The sequence below is a fragment of the Roseiarcus fermentans genome (assembly GCF_003315135.1).
In the GTDB taxonomy this organism is placed as follows: Bacteria; Pseudomonadota; Alphaproteobacteria; order Rhizobiales; family Beijerinckiaceae; genus Roseiarcus; species Roseiarcus fermentans.
On record NZ_QNRK01000054.1, the window covers coordinates 18,305 to 35,390 of the forward strand.

Genomic DNA, 17,086 nt, shown 5'->3' on the forward strand with positions numbered 1-17,086 from the left:
GCATAGCCGATCTTTGCCCTCCGGTTGGCCGGGGCGGCGACCAGATGCTGTTAGTGTCGACTGGGACAAACGCACTATCAGTGCCTGGGCCATGTATCGGGATTCGAAGCGCCGCCGACGAACGAATGCGACCGATCCGCCTGATCGGACCTTCCACTCTCGCTTGACCCCTGACGAACCGAAGATCAGCTAGACCTTGCCGGCGCGCCCTCGGCGGCGTGGCGGTCGACGGAATTGAACGCGGTGTGGCAATCGCGTTCTCCCGCGACGATCGCTCCTGCGGCGTTTTGCCTGCTGGTCAGTGCGGGGCGCGCTCGGACAGCAGTCCAGGCTTGCCCGCCCTCCAGCGCGCGAGCTCCGTCTGGAGCAGCGCGACATGCTCGCCTTCCTCCGCGCCGAGTTCGCGATAGAGCTGGCGTTCGACCGAAACCGCCGGGACCGCTTCCGCCCGGGTCTGAAAGAACTCCACCGCGCGCCGCTCGAAGGCGATCGCCGCCCGAAACAAGGTATCGGGATCGCCGATCCGGCCTTCGATCCCGGCCAGCAGCGCGGCGCGGTCGATGGGGAACCACCGCTCGGAATTTTCGGGCAGCGCGACATGGTAACGCCGCGACAGCGTCGCCATGTGCTCGCGCTCCATCTGCGCGAACTTGCCGAAGAGATCGCGCAGCACGGCGTCGTCCGTTTCCCGCGCCGCGCGCTCGTAAAACGCATGGCCGCCCAATTCGATCTCGAAGGCCTCGCGGATGGCCGCCAGGGCACGCTCGCCGGTCACGCCGGCGCGGTCGAGCGCGCGCAGTTTGCCGCCGCAATGCGGGCACATGCCATAAGGAAAGGCGAACGCCTCGCTCACCTTGGCGCAATCGTCGCAGCGCCATTGCAAGTGTGCGTCGGCGCAGCAAATGTAGGGTTCGGAATCATCGAGCGGCTGATGGCATTTCGGGCAGTGCGCCTGGGCGACATCGGCCGCGAGCGCCCCGGGCGGCGCCGTGAGCGCCTCGATATCCGCCGTTTCGACCGGCCAGGCGCGCTTGCCGGATTTCAGCCAGCCGGCGATGGCCTTGGCCGCGCGCCGTCCCGCGCTCATGGCGAGGATGACCGTAGCGCCGCCGGTGACGATGTCACCGCCTGCGAACACGCCCGGCAGATTGGTCGCCTGCGTCCAATCGTCGGCGGAGATGTTGCCCCGGCTGGTCAACGCCAGCCCAGGCGTCGATCGGCCGATGATCGGGTTGGCTTTGTTGCCGAGCGCGTAGATAACCGTGTCGCAGTCGAGGTCGACGCATTCGCCTGTTGGAACCGGCTTGCGGCGCCCGCGTTCGTCGGGTTCGGCGAGCTCCATCTTCTCGACACGCATGCTGCGCACGTCGCCCTCGCCGTCGACGTTGATCTCGACCGGTGAATGCAGGAAAAGAAAGTCGATACCCTCCTCTTCCGCGTGTCGTATTTCCTCGACGCGCGCCGGCGCCTCCGCCCGCGAGCGGCGGTAGACGCAGCGCACGGTTTCCGCGCCGATCCGCCTGGCGACGCGCAAGCAATCCATCGCGGTGTTGCCCGCGCCGATCACCACTACGCTCTTGCCTAGGCTGATCGGCGTGTCGAGATAGGGAAAACGGTCGCCGCCCATCAGGTTGATGCGCGTCAAGAATTCGTTTGCGGAATAGACGCGCCCCGCGAATTCGCCTGGTATACCCAGAAAGGCCGGCGCACCGGCGCCCGCCGCGATGAACACGGCGTCGAAGCCGCGCTCTTTCAACAGTTGCTCGATCGTGAACGTCTTCCCGACAACCTTGTTGATCTCGAAGATCACGCCCATGTCCTTAAGGCGCTGGATCTCTCGGTCAATGATGTCGCGCGGCAGGCGGAACGACGGAATGCCATACTTCAATACGCCGCCGAGCACATGCAGCGCCTCATAGACTGTCGTGTGCGCCCCGAAGCGCGTCAAATCGGCCGCTGCGGCGAGGCCAGCGGGACCAGAGCCGATGATCGCCACGGCGCCCAGGCCGAATCCGGCCGCCGGCGGCGCGGCCGCCGGCGGCCGCCCATTGTCGCCGATGAAGCGTTCGAGACGACCGATGGCGACCGGTTCGTGCTTGCGATACTTGCGCACGATGCACTGGGCCTCGCATTGCGTCTCCTGCGGACAGACGCGCCCGCAGATCGAAGGAAACAGGCTCGACTCGTAGATGGTTTCAAGCGCGCCATTGAGGTCGCGCACCAGCAGGCGGCGGATGAAGGCGGGAATGTCTATGCCCACGGGACAGCCGGCGATGCAGGTCGGCTCGACGCATTGGATGCAGCGTTCGGCCTCCTTGTACGCGTCTGATTCGGAATAGCCGAGATTGACTTCCCTGAAATTGGCGGCGCGTTCGTGCGCGTCGCGCTCTGGCATAGGTGTCTGGCGCGGATCTACAGACGAATATTTCTTGTAGTTACGTTTGCCCTCGACGACCAGCGCCTTTTCCAGATTGCAGACATGATCGAAACTCTTGTTCGCGACTTCTTCCTCGGGCTTGAAGCGCTTCTGCCGCGCGATTAGTTCGACGAAATCGACCTGATGGCCGTCGAAATCCGGGCCGTCGACGCAGGCGAATTTTATTTCGCCCCCGACTGTTACACGGCACGATCCGCACATGCCCGTCCCGTCCACCATGATGGTGTTGAGGGACACCATGGTTTTCACGCCAAAGGCGCGCGTGGTCTCGACACAGGCACGCATCATCGGCAAGGGGCCGATGGCGATCACCTCGTCCGGCTTTTGGCGTTTCAGCATGCGCGCAAGTGCGCCAGTGACCTGGCCCGGCTCGCCATAGCTGCCGTCGTCTGTGCAGATAATCAGCTCGTCGGCCAATGCGCGGAACTTTTCCTCCCAGAACACCAAATCCCTCGTGCGGAAGCCCATGATAGCGGTGGTATGCGCCCCCGCCTGCTTGAACGCGCGCAGTTGCGGAAACACCGGCGCGACCCCGAGGCCGCCGCCGACAAAAACCATATGGCCAGGCCCGGTCTCTCCGCGGTCGGTGCGCTGCGGCTGGCCGAGCGGACCGACGAAATCCGAGAAAGCATCGCCTTGCCGGTAGCGGTCGCGCATTTCGCGGGTGGTCTTGCCGAGCGCCTGGACGACGATAGTCACCGTGCCGCGTTCGCGATCGTAGTCGGCGACGGTGAGGGGAATGCGTTCGCCGCCGTCATAGAGCCGCAACATGACGAAATGGCCGGGCAGGGCGGAGGCGGCCACGTCGGGCGCGTGGATCTCCCACAGGAAGGTTGTCTCGGAAAGCCTTTCGCGGGCGACGATCGAGTACATGGCTGGTCCATCATGGTGTTCTAGACAGCGCTCGCCTCGGGTCAGAAAGTTGTGAGGTTCACGCCCTCTTGCAGCCGCTCACGCAGCCGATCAGGCTTTCCAGGTCGGCTGCCGCAAGCCGGCGCCTCGGGAACGCCGCCTCATGCTCGAGGATGAGTGCTTCGATGCGCCAATGCGTCTCGCTGCTGGCGAAGTGAGGAACAGGCGATGGCAGCGCTTGTCCCCCTCGACAGCTAGCGCGAGATCAGCCGACACGTCGTCCGAGCAACGGCCCTGGGGACTTGGCCTCTTAGGTCAAGGGCAGCTCCTTTGGCTTGTAGTCGTCCAGCACGTTCGCGGCGATCACCAGTTTCTGGACCTCGCTGGCGCCCTCGTAGATTCGCAGGGCGCGGATTTCGCGATAGAGCGCTTCGACCGTGGCGCCGCTGACAACTCCGGCTCCGCCAAAAATCTGCACCGCCTGGTCGATCACCTGTTGTGCCTGCTCCGTCGCGAACAGTTTCGCCATCGACGCCTCGCGGGTCACTCGTCCGCCGGTCGTGTCCTTCACCCAGGCAGCGCGGTAGGTCAGCAGCGCCGCCGCATCGATTGCCGTCGCCATGTCCGCGATCTTGGCCCGGGTCAGCTGGAAATCGGCCAGCGTCTTGCCGAACATGCGCCGTTCGAGCGCTCGCCGAGCCGCCTCGTCGAGAGCGCGGCGGGCGAATCCCAGGGCGGCGGCGGCGACGGTGGAGCGGAACACGTCCAGTACCGACATGGCGATCTTGAAGCCTTCGCCGGGCTTGCCCAGCAGGTTCGCCTCGGGGACGCGGCACCGGCTGAACGCGAGCGCTCCCAACGGATGGGGCGCAATGACGTCGATCCGCTGCGAGACCGACAAGCCCGGCGTTCCCGCCTCGACGACGAAGGCCGAGATGCCCTTCGGTCCGGGCTCGTCGCCGACCCGCGCAAAGACCGTATAGAAGTCGGCGAGCCCGGCGTTGGAGATCCAGGTCTTCGCCCCGTCGATGATATAGTCGCCGCCCTCATGGACAGCCTTGGTCGTCATCGCGCCGACGTCCGAGCCAGCCTGCGGCTCGGAAATGGCGAACGCAGCTATGGCCTCACCTCGCCCCACCGCTGGCAGAAAACGCGCCCTCTGAGCGGCGTTGCCGAACAGGGTGATCGCGCCGCTGCCGAGCCCCTGCATTGCGAAGGCGAAATCCGCAAGGCCATCGCGGCGCGCCAGTATCTCTCGCGCGAGACAGAGGCCGCGGACGTCAAAAGTCTCCGCCCGACCGCCGTAGGCCGCGGGAATGCACGCTCCCAACAATCCGGCGTTGCCGAGTTCGCGCACGATTCGCCGAACGGCGCCGTCCATGCCAGCGCGATGCGCGTCGCCGCCAAGTTCCCCAAGGCGCTCTTTCGACCAGCTTTCGAGCGCCGCCGCGAAGGCGCGGTGGGAATCGTGGAAAAACGGCCAGGAAAGGAAGGATGCGTCCGGCATCAGTCGCCCTCGAAAACTGGAGATTTCTTGGTGGCGAAGGCGTGGTAGGCCCGCTCGAAATCCTTGGTCTGCATGCAGATGGCCTGCGCCTGCGCCTCGGCCTCGATGCATTCGCCAAGAGCCGCGCTCCATTCCTGCCACAGCATTTTCTTCGTCATTGCGTGGCCGAAGGTGGGGCCGTCGGCGAGATTTTTCGCCAGCGCAACGGCCGCCGCCAGCACATCCTCGGGCGCGTGCAGCGAGCTGTAGAAACCGATTCGCTCTGCCTCGGAGCCGGGCATTGCGCGTCCTGTGTACAGGAGCTCGGCGGCGCGGCTCATGCCGATCAGGCGCGGCAGGAGGGTGCAGGCGCCCATGTCGGCTCCTGCAAGGCCGACGCGTACGAACAGGAAGGCGACCTTGCTGCGCGCCGTGCCCAGCCGGATGTCGGAGCCGCAGGCCAGCATCGTGCCGGCGCCGGCGCAGACACCATCAATGGCGGCGATGATCGGCTGGGGCGCCGTGCGCATCGCCTTGACCACGTCGCCTGTCATGCGGGTGAATTCGAGTAGGCCCGGCATGTCCATCTTGATCAGGGGGCCGATGATCTCGTGGACGTCGCCGCCGGAGCAGAAATTGCCGCCGGCGCCGGTGAGGACGATGGCCTTCACGTCCTTGGCGTAGGCGAGGTTGTTCAGGAGATCGCGGAGTTCGCCGTAGGAGTCGAACGTCAGCGGGTTCTTCTTCTCGGGCCGGTTCAGGGTGAGGGTCGCCACCTTGTTGTCGACCGTCCAGCCGAAATGCTGCGCCTTGTAGTCGACAGCCTTGAACTCTCTCATCGTCTCGCTCCGGGCGGCGTCACCTGCTCCGGCATCGTTCTCGAATGGCGTCGCTCGGAGACCTTGGATTGGCGGCATTGGCGAGCCTCGCGCGAATGACGCCGCTGCTCTTCATCGACCGCTGCGAAGTCCTCGAAGTCCAGGCTGGCGGCAATCTCGGCTACCGGGGCATGGAGATCGCTGGACGCCAAGCACTCATCAAGCGCTTCAGCGCGTGTGGAGAAGCTGGACGGAACCATCGCCTCCATGCGGAGCAGCTTGCCCAGGCTGGCGGCCTCGCCGCCAAACCGCCCGACATCACGGTCCTGCATGCCGCGCAGCGACAGCACCCTGTTCGCCGCCATTGGCTGCCTCCCTCACTGTTCGTTTCCTCCTGCCGCCGCGGCTTTCTCGAGCTGTTTTTTCCTTATCTCCCGCGTCGTTGAAGGCATTGCAATCAACTCCTCTTTAGCCCTCCTTTAGGGGGCGTCTGACCCCCGGATGACCCAGAAAGCGCCGACCCGCGGATCGCGCTTGAACCGCTCCCGCACCGTGAGGGCCGTCAAGGCCCGATCCGCGCGCCCCGCCGATCACCTTCGCAGCATCGTCGCGTGCGGCGCCTTCGATCGTGCAGCGACCGGGCGCGATCGTCATTGAAGGTCGTGCGGCCGGCGAAGGCGACGGCGGCCATTGGATGGAGCGATCGCTGCGCGCCCGACTCGCCCGACGCCGCCCGCACGGGAACAAGAGTCGGCGTCTCGCAGGCGTCCAACAGGTCGCCGGTGACAAATAGGAGAAAATTGACTAGGCCGATCCAATGCTCGACATTGACCTTCGCCTTCTCAATGTTTTCGACGAGATATACAAGACTCGGTCTGTGAGTCGCGCGGCCGATAGTCTCGGCTTAGGTCAGCCGAAAGTCAGCATCGCCTTATCTCGGCTTCGGAAGCGTTATGATGATCCCTTGTTCGTACGCACGCGCCGGGGTCTGGAGCCGACAGCGCTCGGGCAAGAACTCGTTCAGCCAATTCGAGACGCCATAGTCGCCATCGAAACGGCGCTCGATCACCGCTTCGCATTCGATCCTCTGACGGCGCAACGGACGTTTCGTGTTTGCATGAGCGACATAAGCCAGCTCGTTCTTCTGCCGCGTCTCTGGACTGAGATTCGTTCAGCGGCGCCCAAGGTGGAAATCGAAATTGCTCCGATCTCCGACGACACGCCGACCATGCTGGAATCGGGCGCCGCGGATCTTGCGCTAGGTTTCTTGCCTCAGTTGGAACGAGGGTTCTTCCAGAAAACCATGTTCGGTCAGCACTACGTTTGCCTAATTTCGGCCGACCACCCAAGAATTCGCAAATCACTTACGCTGGATCAATTTCAGACGGAAACGCATGCCATGGTCATCGGCACGGGCCCCGGGCACGCGGTCGTGGAGCGTGAACTTGCACGCCAGGGCATTGTGCGCCGGGTCGCCCTGCGCATCCCAAATTATATCGGCCTGGCCTTTGTCGTCGAAGGCACTGACCTGATTGTCACCATTCCGAAGCGTCTCGCCGAGGTCCTGACCGGTCACGGTCGGTTTCGAATCCTGCCCACGCCAATGCCGCTGCCGGCATATTCGATCAAACTGCACTGGCATGAACGCTTCCACACCGACTTGGGCAACCAGTGGCTTCGCGGTCTCATCTCCAAAGTTTTGCGCACCGACCAGGAATAGTTCGCCTGCTCCCGAAAGAAGATCATTCCTTCCTTCGCGAACGGAGCATCTGGCAGCGGCTTCTTGGCAGCCTGCCCGATGCGGAAGGCCCCTGAACGGCTCGGCGTCGATGTCCATGAGCGCTGTCTCGGCAAGCTTCAGATCAAGCTAGTTTCCCCCGCATGAGCGCCCGCTTGCGCCATCCCAGTTGGGACCAAGCGGAACGAGGCGTCCAAAGAACTCCTCGGGCGCGCCGAGCCGTTGAGCGCCCATGTCGGGACCTTTCGTGCACCTGCCCGGGGGCGTTCAAGTATTCGAATTTCGGATGACATGAATTCGTTGTGCCGGCTTGATCGCAGGAGCGCGGAACCTATCATTTCGAGCAGTTGAAGCCGACGTCACAATCGTCATGGCCGAAACTGTCTGAAGACGGACCAAGTCAAGAGTCCTCGCAAGAGAAACGGGAGGCCGGCATGCAGAATCCGAGCGGCAAGCCGCTGCAGGGTCGCCATGGTTTTGTCACCGGCGGAGGGCGAGGCATCGGCAAGGCGATTGCATCTGAACTTGCGCGTCTCGGCGCAGATGTGAGCGTGCTCGGTCGCGATGCAAGCGTGCTTGGAACAACCGCGCGGGAAATCGAGAGCGCCCATGGCGTCAAGACGGCCGCGATCGTGGCCGACCTCACGCGAGCGGAGGAAATCGCAAGCGCCATTTCGTCGGCAATCGAACAACTCGGAACCGTGTCCATCCTCGTCAACAACGCGGGCATCGCCTATTCCGCGCCTTTCCTGAAGACGGGCCTCGACAAGTGGAACGAGGTTCTGGCGATCGATCTGACCAGCGCGTTCCTCTGCACCCAGCAGGTCTTGAAGCCGATGATCTCCGCCGGCTTCGGTCGGATCGTCAATGTGAGTTCGACGTCCGGCCTGACGGGATGCGCGTATGTCACGGCCTACTGCGCGGCCAAACACGGCTTGATAGGCCTTACACGTGCGTTGGCGATGGAAGTGGCCAAGACCGGCGTGACCGTCAACGCCGTTTGTCCCGGCTTCACCGATACGGACATCGTCACAAGATCCGTAGACAATATCGTCGCCAAGACGGGTCGGACGGCGGAGCAGGCGCTCGCGCAACTGGTCGTTCACAATCCGCAGGGCCGCCTCATCCAGCCTGAGGAAGTGGCTGAAGCCGTCGGCTGGCTGTGCCTGCCGGGATCGAGGTCCATAACTGGCCAAAGCATTGCGGTCGCCGGCGGCGAACTGATGTGACTTTGCACCTTCCAGGCTTTCAAGTTCGAGGACGATCCGATGAAACTGTTCGAACCTTTGACCATCAACGGAATGACCCTTCCCAACCGCATCATGGTTCCGGCGATGGTTACCCATCTCTGCCGCGAGGACGGCCTGGTAAATCAGGACATCGTCGACCGCTACGTCGCCTATGCCGAGGGCGGGGTCGGATTGATCGTTGTCGAAGCTATGGCGATCCATACCAACAAATCGGGCTCGCTGCTGCGGGTCAGCGACGATCAGTTCATTCCCGGCCTGCGTGAGCTCACGAAGCGAATCCACGGCGCTTCGGATTCAAAAGTCGTTCCCCAGATTATTCATTTCATGAAGGTCGCGAAGACCGGATGGCGCCAGACGATCGACACTCTCTCTTCCGAGCAGATCGAAGAGATCATCGATCAATTCGGCGCCGCCGCAGGACGCGTCCGGGAAGCCGGCTTCGACGGCCTGGAGCTCCACTCGGCGCATGCCTACACACTCTCGTCATTCCTCTCGCGGACAAATCCGCGCACCGACGAATACGGCGGCACGACGCTCGAGGGTCGCCTGCGCCTGATCGGTCGCGTCATGAAGAGCGTCCGTCGCCGCGTCGGGGTGGAGTTCCCCGTCTGCGTCCGGCTCAACGCCGAGGAATTCATCAAGAACGGCTACACCGTCGATGAGTCCAAACTGATCGCACAGCGGTTCTCCGAATTGGGCTTTGACTATCTTTCGCTTTCGGTCGGCGGCAAGTTCGAGGATGCGGTCCACACGCCAGGTCAGGTCCTCTTCCCGTACTCGGGATATTCCGGCGATCGCTGCATGCCTGGCGCCTGGTTGCCGCGGGCGCTGCACGTCAATCTCGCGGCCGAGATAAAGGCGCACCTGGTCGCGCACGGTTGCTCATCTCCGGTCGCAATCGCCGGAAAACTCTCCGATCCGGCGGACGCGGAGCGCGTCTTGACGTCGGGCAGTGCGGATATCGTGGGCATTGCGCGGGGTCTGCTCGCCGATCCGGCGTGGCCCAACAAGGTTAGGAGCGGCCGGACGGCGGACATTGTTCAATGCGACTATTGCAACGTGTGCAAGCAACTCGACGGGACGCACAAGCCGGTGATCTGCAATCTGTGGCCGAGAGGGTCGCTCCAGGCGGCCAGAGATGAGCCTGCTGCGGCGCCGGCGTTCGAGGGTTCGGACAAGATTGTTGCGACAGCGACCAGTTCTCAGGTGTCCTTGAGCTGGAACAAGGTTCCGGGCGCGACCTTGTTCGACGTCTACCGCTCGACAGGTTCCGATCCGGCAAATCTCGTTGAGGCGACCAAGCTCACGAACTGGACCGACACGACCGTGATCGGCGGAAAGCAATACACCTATCAGGTACGCGCGCACGCCGCCGACGGTCATGCGAGCGCCAGTGCGCTGTCCGCCAAGGTCGATGTCCCGATGCCCGACTATCTGTCCTAATGGATGCGCCCACGCGCCGCGGCGCGATGTCGCCAAGGCTGCGCGTCTTGCCGCAAGGGTGACGTCACGCGGAGAGAGGAAATGCTGGAAGGATGCGTCGATTGGCCTGAAGACAGTGCGCGCCGTTACAGGAACGCGGGATGCTGGGGGACGCTCTCCATCTTCGAGGCGGTTTCCGCCGCCGCTCGGTCGAACCCGGGCAAGGCGGCAGTCGTCGACGCTACAGGTCGCCGATCCTATCGAGACCTGCTGAGCAACGCCGAGCGACTTGCCGCGCGTCTGCACGGTCTCGGTCTTCGCCCTCTCGACAGGGTGGTGTTCCAGCTCGCCAACAGCATCAAGTTCATCGAGGCGTTCCTTGCGTTGATGCGGATCGGAGCGATCCCCGTCATGGCCTTGCCCGCGCACCGTCGGACGGAAATAGAGCATTTCGTCCGCAGCAGCGGAGCGGTCGCGTTGATGACCCCCGAGGAGGCGAAGGGATTCGATTATCGCGTCATGGCGCGCGAAGTGGCCTCGCGCTGTCCGGTCCTGCGTCATCTTATCATCGATGGAGAACCGTTCCGCGATCAGATCGAATTGTCGCCGAGACGGGATCGACCGGAAGAACCGGCGCAACTCTCGCTGGAAGAATGTCCGCTTCCGCGACCGGAAGAGGTTGCCCTGATGCTGCTGTCTGGCGGCACGACAGGGCTGTCCAAGCTCATTCCGCGCACGCACGCCGATTATCTCTGCGGCGTCGAACAGAGCGGCAAGGCTGCGGGCCTTGACGCAGATACCGTGTTTCTCGGCGTCCTGCCGGCAGGTCACAACTACACGCTGGGAGCCCCGGGGATCTTGGGAACGCTCGTCGCCGGCGGCGTCGTGATCCTTTCTCCCGCGACGACGGCGGATGTCGTCTTTCCCTTGATCGAAAGGGAACGCGTCACCGTCGTGAGTTCCGCCGGGCCGCTGGTGTCGAGATGGCTGGGAAGCGATCTCTTTGATCGTCACGACCTCAGTTCATTGAAGGTCTTCATGAGCGGCGGCGCCAGGCTCGCGCCGGAGCTTCGGCGCAGGGTCGAGCAGCAGTTCCAATGCACGTATCAGGAGAGCTTCGGCACTGCCGAAGGCCTGCTCTGCATGAGCCGACTGGCGGATGCGGAGGCATTGCGTATGAACAGTTCGGGGCGACCGGTGTCGGAGTACGACGAGATCCGAATCGTCAATCCTTCGGATCAAGATCTTCCCGATGGGTCCGCCGGGGAATTGCTGGTCCGTGGCCCGTATACGATCCAGGGCTACTATAACGCGCCAGAAATCAATGCCAAGGCGTTCACCACCGACGGATTCTACCGAACCGGCGACGTCGTATCCCGCAGGGACGGTTATCTTTACGTGGAAGGTCGCATCAAGGACCTGATCAACCGCGGCGGCGAAATGATCAGTTGCGCAGAGGTCGAGAACCATCTGCTGACCCATCCGGCGATCGAGACCGCATGTGTCGTCGCTATCCCCGACGACGTATTCATTGAAAAGGCATGCGCCGTGGTCGTGCTTCGACGCGGTTACACGCTGACGCTGGCGGAGATGAGCGCGTTTCTCAAAGACAAAGAAATCGCGCGTTTCAAGATGCCCGAGCGTCTAGAATTGGTGAAGGAAATGCCCATCAGTCCCGCAGGAAAGATATTGCGGCGCAATCTGCGGGAAGCTTTGGCCGATCATCTCGCTTCGGAGCGGCTTCATGATCGCCAATGAACCGTCACAGAAACTGGGACGCCTAGGATCCTCATAACAAATCAAAAATAGGCGGGAGGAAGTTGTGGACAAGGGTTTCCATGCAGTGGTCCTCTACGAGACATCCGATGAGCTGTGGAACCGGTTGAGGCTCCCTCTCGAAGCCGCCGAGCGGGCAGGCGCAGTCTGGCGCTACTTCACGGATCGTCGTCCGATCGAGGGCATCAACGGCGTCTGCGAACAAGCGACCGACGCGAGAGTCATCGATTCCGCGTCCGTCGCCATGTACGAAACGCCGATTTCCGTAAAGACGATCATCACACTCATCCTCAAACTGGCCGAAGACGCCAAGGCTGAGGGCAACAGCGGGCTACTGGCGGTCATCGACATGAGCTGGATGCTCAATACCCCGTCCGGAATTGCCCACCAGGGAGAGTTCGAGACGGCTATCGAAGCGGCCACTCGTCGCCCGCCGCTGAGCGTCATTTGTGTTTACAACTTGCGCCTGTTTCCGGATTCCATGATCCTCGACGCGTTGCAGACGCATCGTTTCATCTTCACCTCAGCAGGCCTGTGCCGCAATCCTCATTTTCTGCGGCCGGACGCATTCTTATCCGGCGATCCCGCCGAAAAGTTGGGATGTTGGCTGGAAAATCTGGGGCCGAAGATGGCAGTGAATTGGTGGTCGCCGCCGGCCGTCTCTATTTCCGATCTGAAACGTTCGGGTCACAATGCTTCGACCACGCTTTTGACCACGCCAGGCGAACATGCGCGTCGCCGCGCGTCTGGGGGCGACCAGTTGGCTCCCTATGACTTCGCACCGGCGCCGCGCCACCGCTGGAAAATCCGTTGTTTTGGCAATTTGCGGATATTCCGCGAGGACGGCTCGCAAGTGCGGTGGAACACCGTCAACGGAGCGACTGCGAAGACGAAAACGCTGTTCGCTTACCTTCTGCAACGCGGACGGCGTGGGGCGTGCTTTGAGGAGATCGCCGATTTGCTCTGGCCCGAAGCCGAACACGCCGGTCAAAGTCTTAACCGGCTCTATCACACGGTCCATTGTCTGCGCATTGCCCTAAGTCCCGAGTTGACGACGAGCAGAGCGTCGCCATACGTATTAGCTCAGGATCATCGTTACTTTCTAAATCTACCAGATGGCGCCTGGATTGATGTTCCGGTATTTGAGGAATTCGCCCGGCGTGGTGATATTCTCTTACTACAAGGCAATTTAGAAGATTCTATGGCGATTCATTCTGCCGCGGAAAAGATTTATACTGGCTCCTTGTTCTCCGATATCCCTGCTCAATATGTGCAGAGTGTCGATCATGATTGGTGCTGGAGTCGCCGATACTGGTTGGAAGGCATCTACGTCAAGATGCTTACAAACATGGCGACGCTCCACCGCCAGCGGGGGAATGTTGAGCGCTCTCTCTCCTACGCGTTGCGAGCGCTCGACATCGACCCGTGCTTCGAACACGCGCACCGGGAGATCATGCGAGGATTCCACGGCAGCGGCCGCCACGATGCCTTGAAACGGCAGTACCAGCTGTGCTGTGGCGCACTGAAGCGGTATGAGGACAGGACCCCTTCGCCCGACACGCGAAGCCTGTTCCAGCAACTCGCGTCCTGAGGCGGATCAGCAGCTGATCGTGCGGCGGAGGCGGAACGAAGATCACCCAGAATGACGCCCAAGGACATTCTCGAACAATTCGGGCCACGCCAGACAATGGCCTACGACGTGGTGATCGTCGGCGCGGGCCCGGCGGGCCTTGCGACCGCGATCCGCCTGAAGCAGCTGAACGCCGACCTCTCGGTCATCGTCCTGGAGAAGGGCTCTGAGCCGGGCGCGCACATCCTGTCGGGCGCGGTGATGGATCCGCATGCTCTCACCGAGCTTTTGCCCGACTGGAAGGAACGCGGCGCGCCGCTCAACCAGCCGGTCGTCGGCGACGACGTCCTGATCCTCTCGGAGAAGGGGTCGCGGCGCATTCCCGACGCGCTCGTTCCGCGCAACTTTCACAATCACGGCTGCTACATCGTCCGCCTCGGCTATGTCGTGAAGTGGCTCGCCGAGCAGGCGGAGGCGCTCGGCGTCGAGATTTTTCCGGGCTTCGCCGCCGCCGAGATCCTCTACGCGGACGACGGCTCGGTGCGCGGCGTGGCGACCGGGAACCTCGGCGTCGGCAAGGACGGCGAGCCGAAGGAGTCGTTCCAGCTCGGGATGGAGCTCACCGGCCGCTACACGATCTTCGCAGAGGGCGCGCGCGGGCAGCTCGGACGCCAGCTCCTCGACCGCTTCAAGCTCGCCGACGGCCGCGACCCGCAGACCTACGCCATCGGCGTCAAGGAATTGTGGGAGGTTCCCGACGACAAGGCGGAGCCCGGCCGGGTCATGCACACCGCCGGCTGGCCGATGGACAAGACGACGTTCGGCGGCGGGTTCCTCTATCACCTCGAGGGCAAGCTCGTCTCGGTCGGCTTCGTCCTCGGGCTCGACTATTCGAACCCCTGGCTCAATCCTTTCGAGGAGACACAGCGCTGGAAGACGCATCCGGCGATCCGCGCGCATATCGAGGGCGGCAAGCGGCTCTCCTACGGCGCGCGGGCGATCAACAACGGCGGCTTGCAGGCGCTGCCCAAGCTCGTCTTTCCCGGCGGCGCGCTCGTCGGCTGCGACGCCGGCTTCATGAACGCGGCGCGCGTCAAGGGCAGCCACGCCGCGATCAAGAGCGGGATGCTGGCGGCCGAGGCGGTCGCCGCGGCGATCGCGGCTGGCCGCTCGGGCGACGAACTCGCCGCTTTCCCCGAGCTCTTCCACAAGAGCTGGCTCCACGATGAGCTGAAGCAGAGCCGCAACTTCAAGCCCTGGTTCAAGAAGGGGCCGCTCGTCGGGCAGCTGATGACCGGCGTCGAGCACTGGCTCCTGCCGAAGATCGGGGTGCGTTCGCCGCCCTGGACGATCCACACCGCCAAGCCCGACAGCGCCTGTCTGAAGCCCGCCGCCGAATTCCCGCGGATCGACTATCCGAAGCCGGACGGGACGCTGACCTTCGACCGGCTGTCGTCGGTCTTCGTCGGCAACGTCAATCACGAGGAGGATCAGCCGCCGCACCTGACGCTGAAGGACCCGGCCGTTCCGGTCGAGGTGAATCTCGCGCGCTACGCCGGCCCCGAGCAGCGCTACTGTCCCGCCGGCGTCTACGAATTCGTCAAGAACGACGAGGGCGCCGAGCGCCTGGTGATCAACGCGCAGAACTGCGTCCACTGCAAGACCTGCGACATCAAGGATCCGACGCAGAACATCGTCTGGGTCGCGCCCGAGGGCGGCGGCGGCCCGAACTATTCGGGCATGTGACGACGAGAGCCATCCTTTTTCCACGAAGGAGCGTCCCCATGACTTCCCAGTCGCCCCTTGCGTCGTTCCTGTGGGACGATCCGCTCCTTATCGAGAGCCAGCTGACGGCCGACGAGCGGGCGGTGCGCGACGCCGCACGCGCCTTCGCGCAAAAGGAGCTGCTGCCAAAGACGCAGGAGGCGTTCCGTCACGAGAAGGCGGATGTTGGCGTTTTTCGCGGAATGGGCGAGCTTGGCCTGCTCGGCGCCACGATCCCGGAGGCGTACGGCGGCGCGGGACTCGGCTACGTCAGCTACGGCCTGATCGCGCGCGAGATCGAGCGGGTCGATTCCGGCTACCGCTCGATGATGAGCGTGCAGTCGTCGCTGGTCATGCTGCCGATCTTCGAGTTCGGAAGCGAGGCGATGAAGCGGAAATACCTTCCGAAGCTCGCGACCGGAGAATGGATCGGCTGCTTCGGCCTCACCGAGCCGAATTTCGGCTCCGATCCCGGCGGCATGGTGACGCGGGCGCGAAAGGTCGACGGCGGTTACCGGATCTCGGGCGCCAAGACCTGGATCAGCAACAGCCCGATCGCCGACGTCTTCGTCGTCTGGGCCAAGGACGACTCAGGGGACATCCGCGGCTTCGTGCTCGAAAAGGGATCGAACGGCCTCAGCGCGCCTGCGATCCACGGAAAGATCGGGCTCAGAACGTCGATCACCGGCGAGATCGTCCTCGACGAGGCGTTCTGCCCCGAGGAGAATGCGTTTGCCGATGTGCGAGGCCTCAAGGGCCCCTTCACCTGCCTCAACAGCGCCCGCTACGGCATTTGCTGGGGCGCGATGGGCGCGGCCGAGGACTGTTTTTCGCGCGTCCGGCAGTACGTCCTCGACCGCAAGCAGTTCGGCCGGCCGCTCGCCGCGAACCAGCTCATCCAGAAGAAGCTCGCCGACATGCTCTCCGAGATCGCGCTCGGCCTCCAGGGCGCCTTGCGCCTTGGCCGGCTGAGGGAGGAAGGCGCAGCCCCGGTCGAGCTCACCTCGATCCTGAAACGCAACAATTGCGGCAAGGCGCTCGACATCGCCCGCATGGCCCGGGACATGATGGGCGGAAATGGCGTCAGTGACGAGTTCGGCGTCGCGCGCCACCTCGTCAACCTCGAAGTCGTCAACACCTATGAGGGGACGCACGACATCCACGCGCTCATCCTCGGGCGGGCGATCACGGGGATTCCCGCGTTCACCTAGCAGCCTCACCCCCCAAATTGTCGTCTTTCGTAACCCAAGCACCCCCTCGTCTTGGCGAGAAGAGTGGCCTCGCGTCGCCACCGTTGAGTTGTTCGATTCGGGTTCGTTCGCGTAGCGATTCACCTTCCTTCTCATCGTGGCGTGTTCCAAGCCGGCGTCATCGCCAACAAAGAGGGGATGCTTGGGAGTTACCGTCTTTCAGCGAATTGGCGCCAACCTGATGGCCGCAGGACGCGCGAGGGGGACGCGATCGAGACGCTCAGGTCGATCTCCCGGACGCGATCGACCTCGTCCTGCTTGACGGCGCGAAGTCGCCTTATCCGGAAATCTTGTCGCTACTCGAGAGCCGCCTGGGCGGAGGCGCCTCTACAGATAGGGGGCCTCCCTCCCGGACCTGATGGACCCGAAGCCACCAGACGTGCCCGCGTTGGGCGAATTTACGCGGCCTTCGCCCCATGCGCACTGTGCGCTCGCCCGCGGCCGTGGGTCACCTTCTCTTCTGTCAGCTTCCTGGTGACCACCATCAGCTCGTGGACCCGCCGGGACAAGACGTCGATATCCTTACGGGTAGGAACGGTGAAAACGTGCAGAAGCCACTGAGGCCCATCGTAGTTGACGTGGCGCGGGACGGCAACGCCTGGAACGAAATTGTCGTGGATGTTCCGCCTGTCAGGAGCCATCTTGGTGTGAGAATTTGAAAACATTTTCGGCAATATCCATCAATAGTGAGAATTGCATCTGGCAGAATTCTCACTATTGATG

Annotated in this window: 11 protein-coding genes and 2 pseudogenes; 8 read left to right on the forward strand and 5 right to left on the reverse strand. The window is 63.1% G+C overall.

The genetic code is table 11. The features are described from left to right. Window positions 1-298: 298 nt before the first annotated feature. The 5 genes and pseudogenes from gltA to DFR50_RS29565 form a co-directional block, all read right to left on the reverse strand. Window positions 299-3,310, reverse strand: a complete 3,012-nt coding sequence (gltA, locus tag DFR50_RS29550; protein ID WP_113893631.1) for an NADPH-dependent glutamate synthase — start codon at window positions 3,308-3,310, stop codon at window positions 299-301. A gap of 289 nt (window positions 3,311-3,599) precedes the next feature. After that, window positions 3,600-4,358, reverse strand: a complete 759-nt coding sequence (locus DFR50_RS33490; protein ID WP_342634590.1) for an acyl-CoA dehydrogenase family protein — start codon at window positions 4,356-4,358, stop codon at window positions 3,600-3,602. Between the two features lie 114 nt (window positions 4,359-4,472). Next, window positions 4,473-4,907 (reverse strand): annotated as a pseudogene (locus DFR50_RS33495) (acyl-CoA dehydrogenase family protein); the annotation flags it as partial. Continuing rightward, window positions 4,796-5,614, reverse strand: coding sequence for an enoyl-CoA hydratase family protein (locus DFR50_RS29560; RefSeq protein ID WP_113893635.1), 819 nt, complete (start codon window positions 5,612-5,614; stop codon window positions 4,796-4,798). The pseudogene DFR50_RS33495 and the gene DFR50_RS29560, both read right to left, overlap by 112 nt. Then, the gene (locus tag DFR50_RS29565; RefSeq protein ID WP_113893637.1) at window positions 5,611-5,958 is read right to left on the reverse strand and encodes a hypothetical protein; all 348 of its coding nucleotides are present in this window, start codon (window positions 5,956-5,958) and stop codon (window positions 5,611-5,613) included. Before DFR50_RS29565 ends, DFR50_RS29560 begins: the two co-directional genes overlap by 4 nt. Window positions 5,959-6,410: 452 nt before the next feature. On the opposite strand from DFR50_RS29565, the gene DFR50_RS29570 reads away from it, so the two are divergent. The 8 genes and pseudogenes from DFR50_RS29570 to DFR50_RS33230 form a co-directional block, all read left to right on the forward strand. Then, window positions 6,411-7,313: a LysR family transcriptional regulator gene (locus DFR50_RS29570; RefSeq protein ID WP_113893639.1), complete on the forward strand. Its 903-nt coding sequence runs from the start codon at window positions 6,411-6,413 to the stop codon at window positions 7,311-7,313. Between the two features lie 452 nt (window positions 7,314-7,765). Then, window positions 7,766-8,560, forward strand: coding sequence for an SDR family NAD(P)-dependent oxidoreductase (locus DFR50_RS29575; RefSeq protein ID WP_113893641.1), 795 nt, complete (start codon window positions 7,766-7,768; stop codon window positions 8,558-8,560). A 39-nt stretch (window positions 8,561-8,599) separates the two neighbouring features. After that, window positions 8,600-10,024 (forward strand): oxidoreductase, encoded by a 1,425-nt coding sequence (locus tag DFR50_RS29580; protein WP_113893643.1) that lies wholly within the window; start codon window positions 8,600-8,602, stop codon window positions 10,022-10,024. An 81-nt stretch (window positions 10,025-10,105) separates the two neighbouring features. Further along, window positions 10,106-11,761, forward strand: coding sequence for a (2,3-dihydroxybenzoyl)adenylate synthase (locus DFR50_RS29585; protein ID WP_113893645.1), 1,656 nt, complete (start codon window positions 10,106-10,108; stop codon window positions 11,759-11,761). Between the two features lie 64 nt (window positions 11,762-11,825). Further along, a complete protein-coding gene (locus DFR50_RS29590) occupies window positions 11,826-13,370 on the forward strand; it encodes an MEDS domain-containing protein (RefSeq protein ID WP_113893647.1) in 1,545 nt (514 codons plus the stop codon). Window positions 13,371-13,421: 51 nt separating this feature from the next. Next, on the forward strand, window positions 13,422-15,095 hold the full coding sequence (locus tag DFR50_RS29595) for an electron transfer flavoprotein-ubiquinone oxidoreductase (protein WP_113893649.1): 1,674 nt from the start codon (window positions 13,422-13,424) through the stop codon (window positions 15,093-15,095). 38 nt (window positions 15,096-15,133) lie between these two features. Beyond that, a complete protein-coding gene (locus DFR50_RS29600; protein WP_113893653.1) occupies window positions 15,134-16,324 on the forward strand; it encodes an acyl-CoA dehydrogenase in 1,191 nt (396 codons plus the stop codon). Window positions 16,325-16,558: 234 nt separating this feature from the next. Then, window positions 16,559-16,689: pseudogene (locus DFR50_RS33230) on the forward strand (O-methyltransferase); the annotation flags it as partial. Window positions 16,690-17,086: the final 397 nt, after the last annotated feature.

What these genes read in the sequence shown, in the direction of transcription:
- gltA (WP_113893631.1), bottom strand. Translation starts at nt 3,310, where the DNA reads ATGTACTCGATCGTCGCCCGCGAAAGGCTTTCCGAGACAACCTTCCTG.
- DFR50_RS33490 (WP_342634590.1), bottom strand. Translation starts at nt 4,358, where the DNA reads ATGACGACCAAGGCTGTCCATGAGGGCGGCGACTATATCATCGACGGG.
- DFR50_RS29560 (WP_113893635.1), bottom strand. Translation starts at nt 5,614, where the DNA reads ATGAGAGAGTTCAAGGCTGTCGACTACAAGGCGCAGCATTTCGGCTGG.
- DFR50_RS29565 (WP_113893637.1), bottom strand. Translation starts at nt 5,958, where the DNA reads ATGGCGGCGAACAGGGTGCTGTCGCTGCGCGGCATGCAGGACCGTGAT.
- DFR50_RS29570 (WP_113893639.1), top strand. Translation starts at nt 6,411, where the DNA reads ATGCTCGACATTGACCTTCGCCTTCTCAATGTTTTCGACGAGATATAC.
- DFR50_RS29575 (WP_113893641.1), top strand. Translation starts at nt 7,766, where the DNA reads ATGCAGAATCCGAGCGGCAAGCCGCTGCAGGGTCGCCATGGTTTTGTC.
- DFR50_RS29580 (WP_113893643.1), top strand. Translation starts at nt 8,600, where the DNA reads ATGAAACTGTTCGAACCTTTGACCATCAACGGAATGACCCTTCCCAAC.
- DFR50_RS29585 (WP_113893645.1), top strand. Translation starts at nt 10,106, where the DNA reads ATGCTGGAAGGATGCGTCGATTGGCCTGAAGACAGTGCGCGCCGTTAC.
- DFR50_RS29595 (WP_113893649.1), top strand. Translation starts at nt 13,422, where the DNA reads ATGACGCCCAAGGACATTCTCGAACAATTCGGGCCACGCCAGACAATG.
- DFR50_RS29600 (WP_113893653.1), top strand. Translation starts at nt 15,134, where the DNA reads ATGACTTCCCAGTCGCCCCTTGCGTCGTTCCTGTGGGACGATCCGCTC.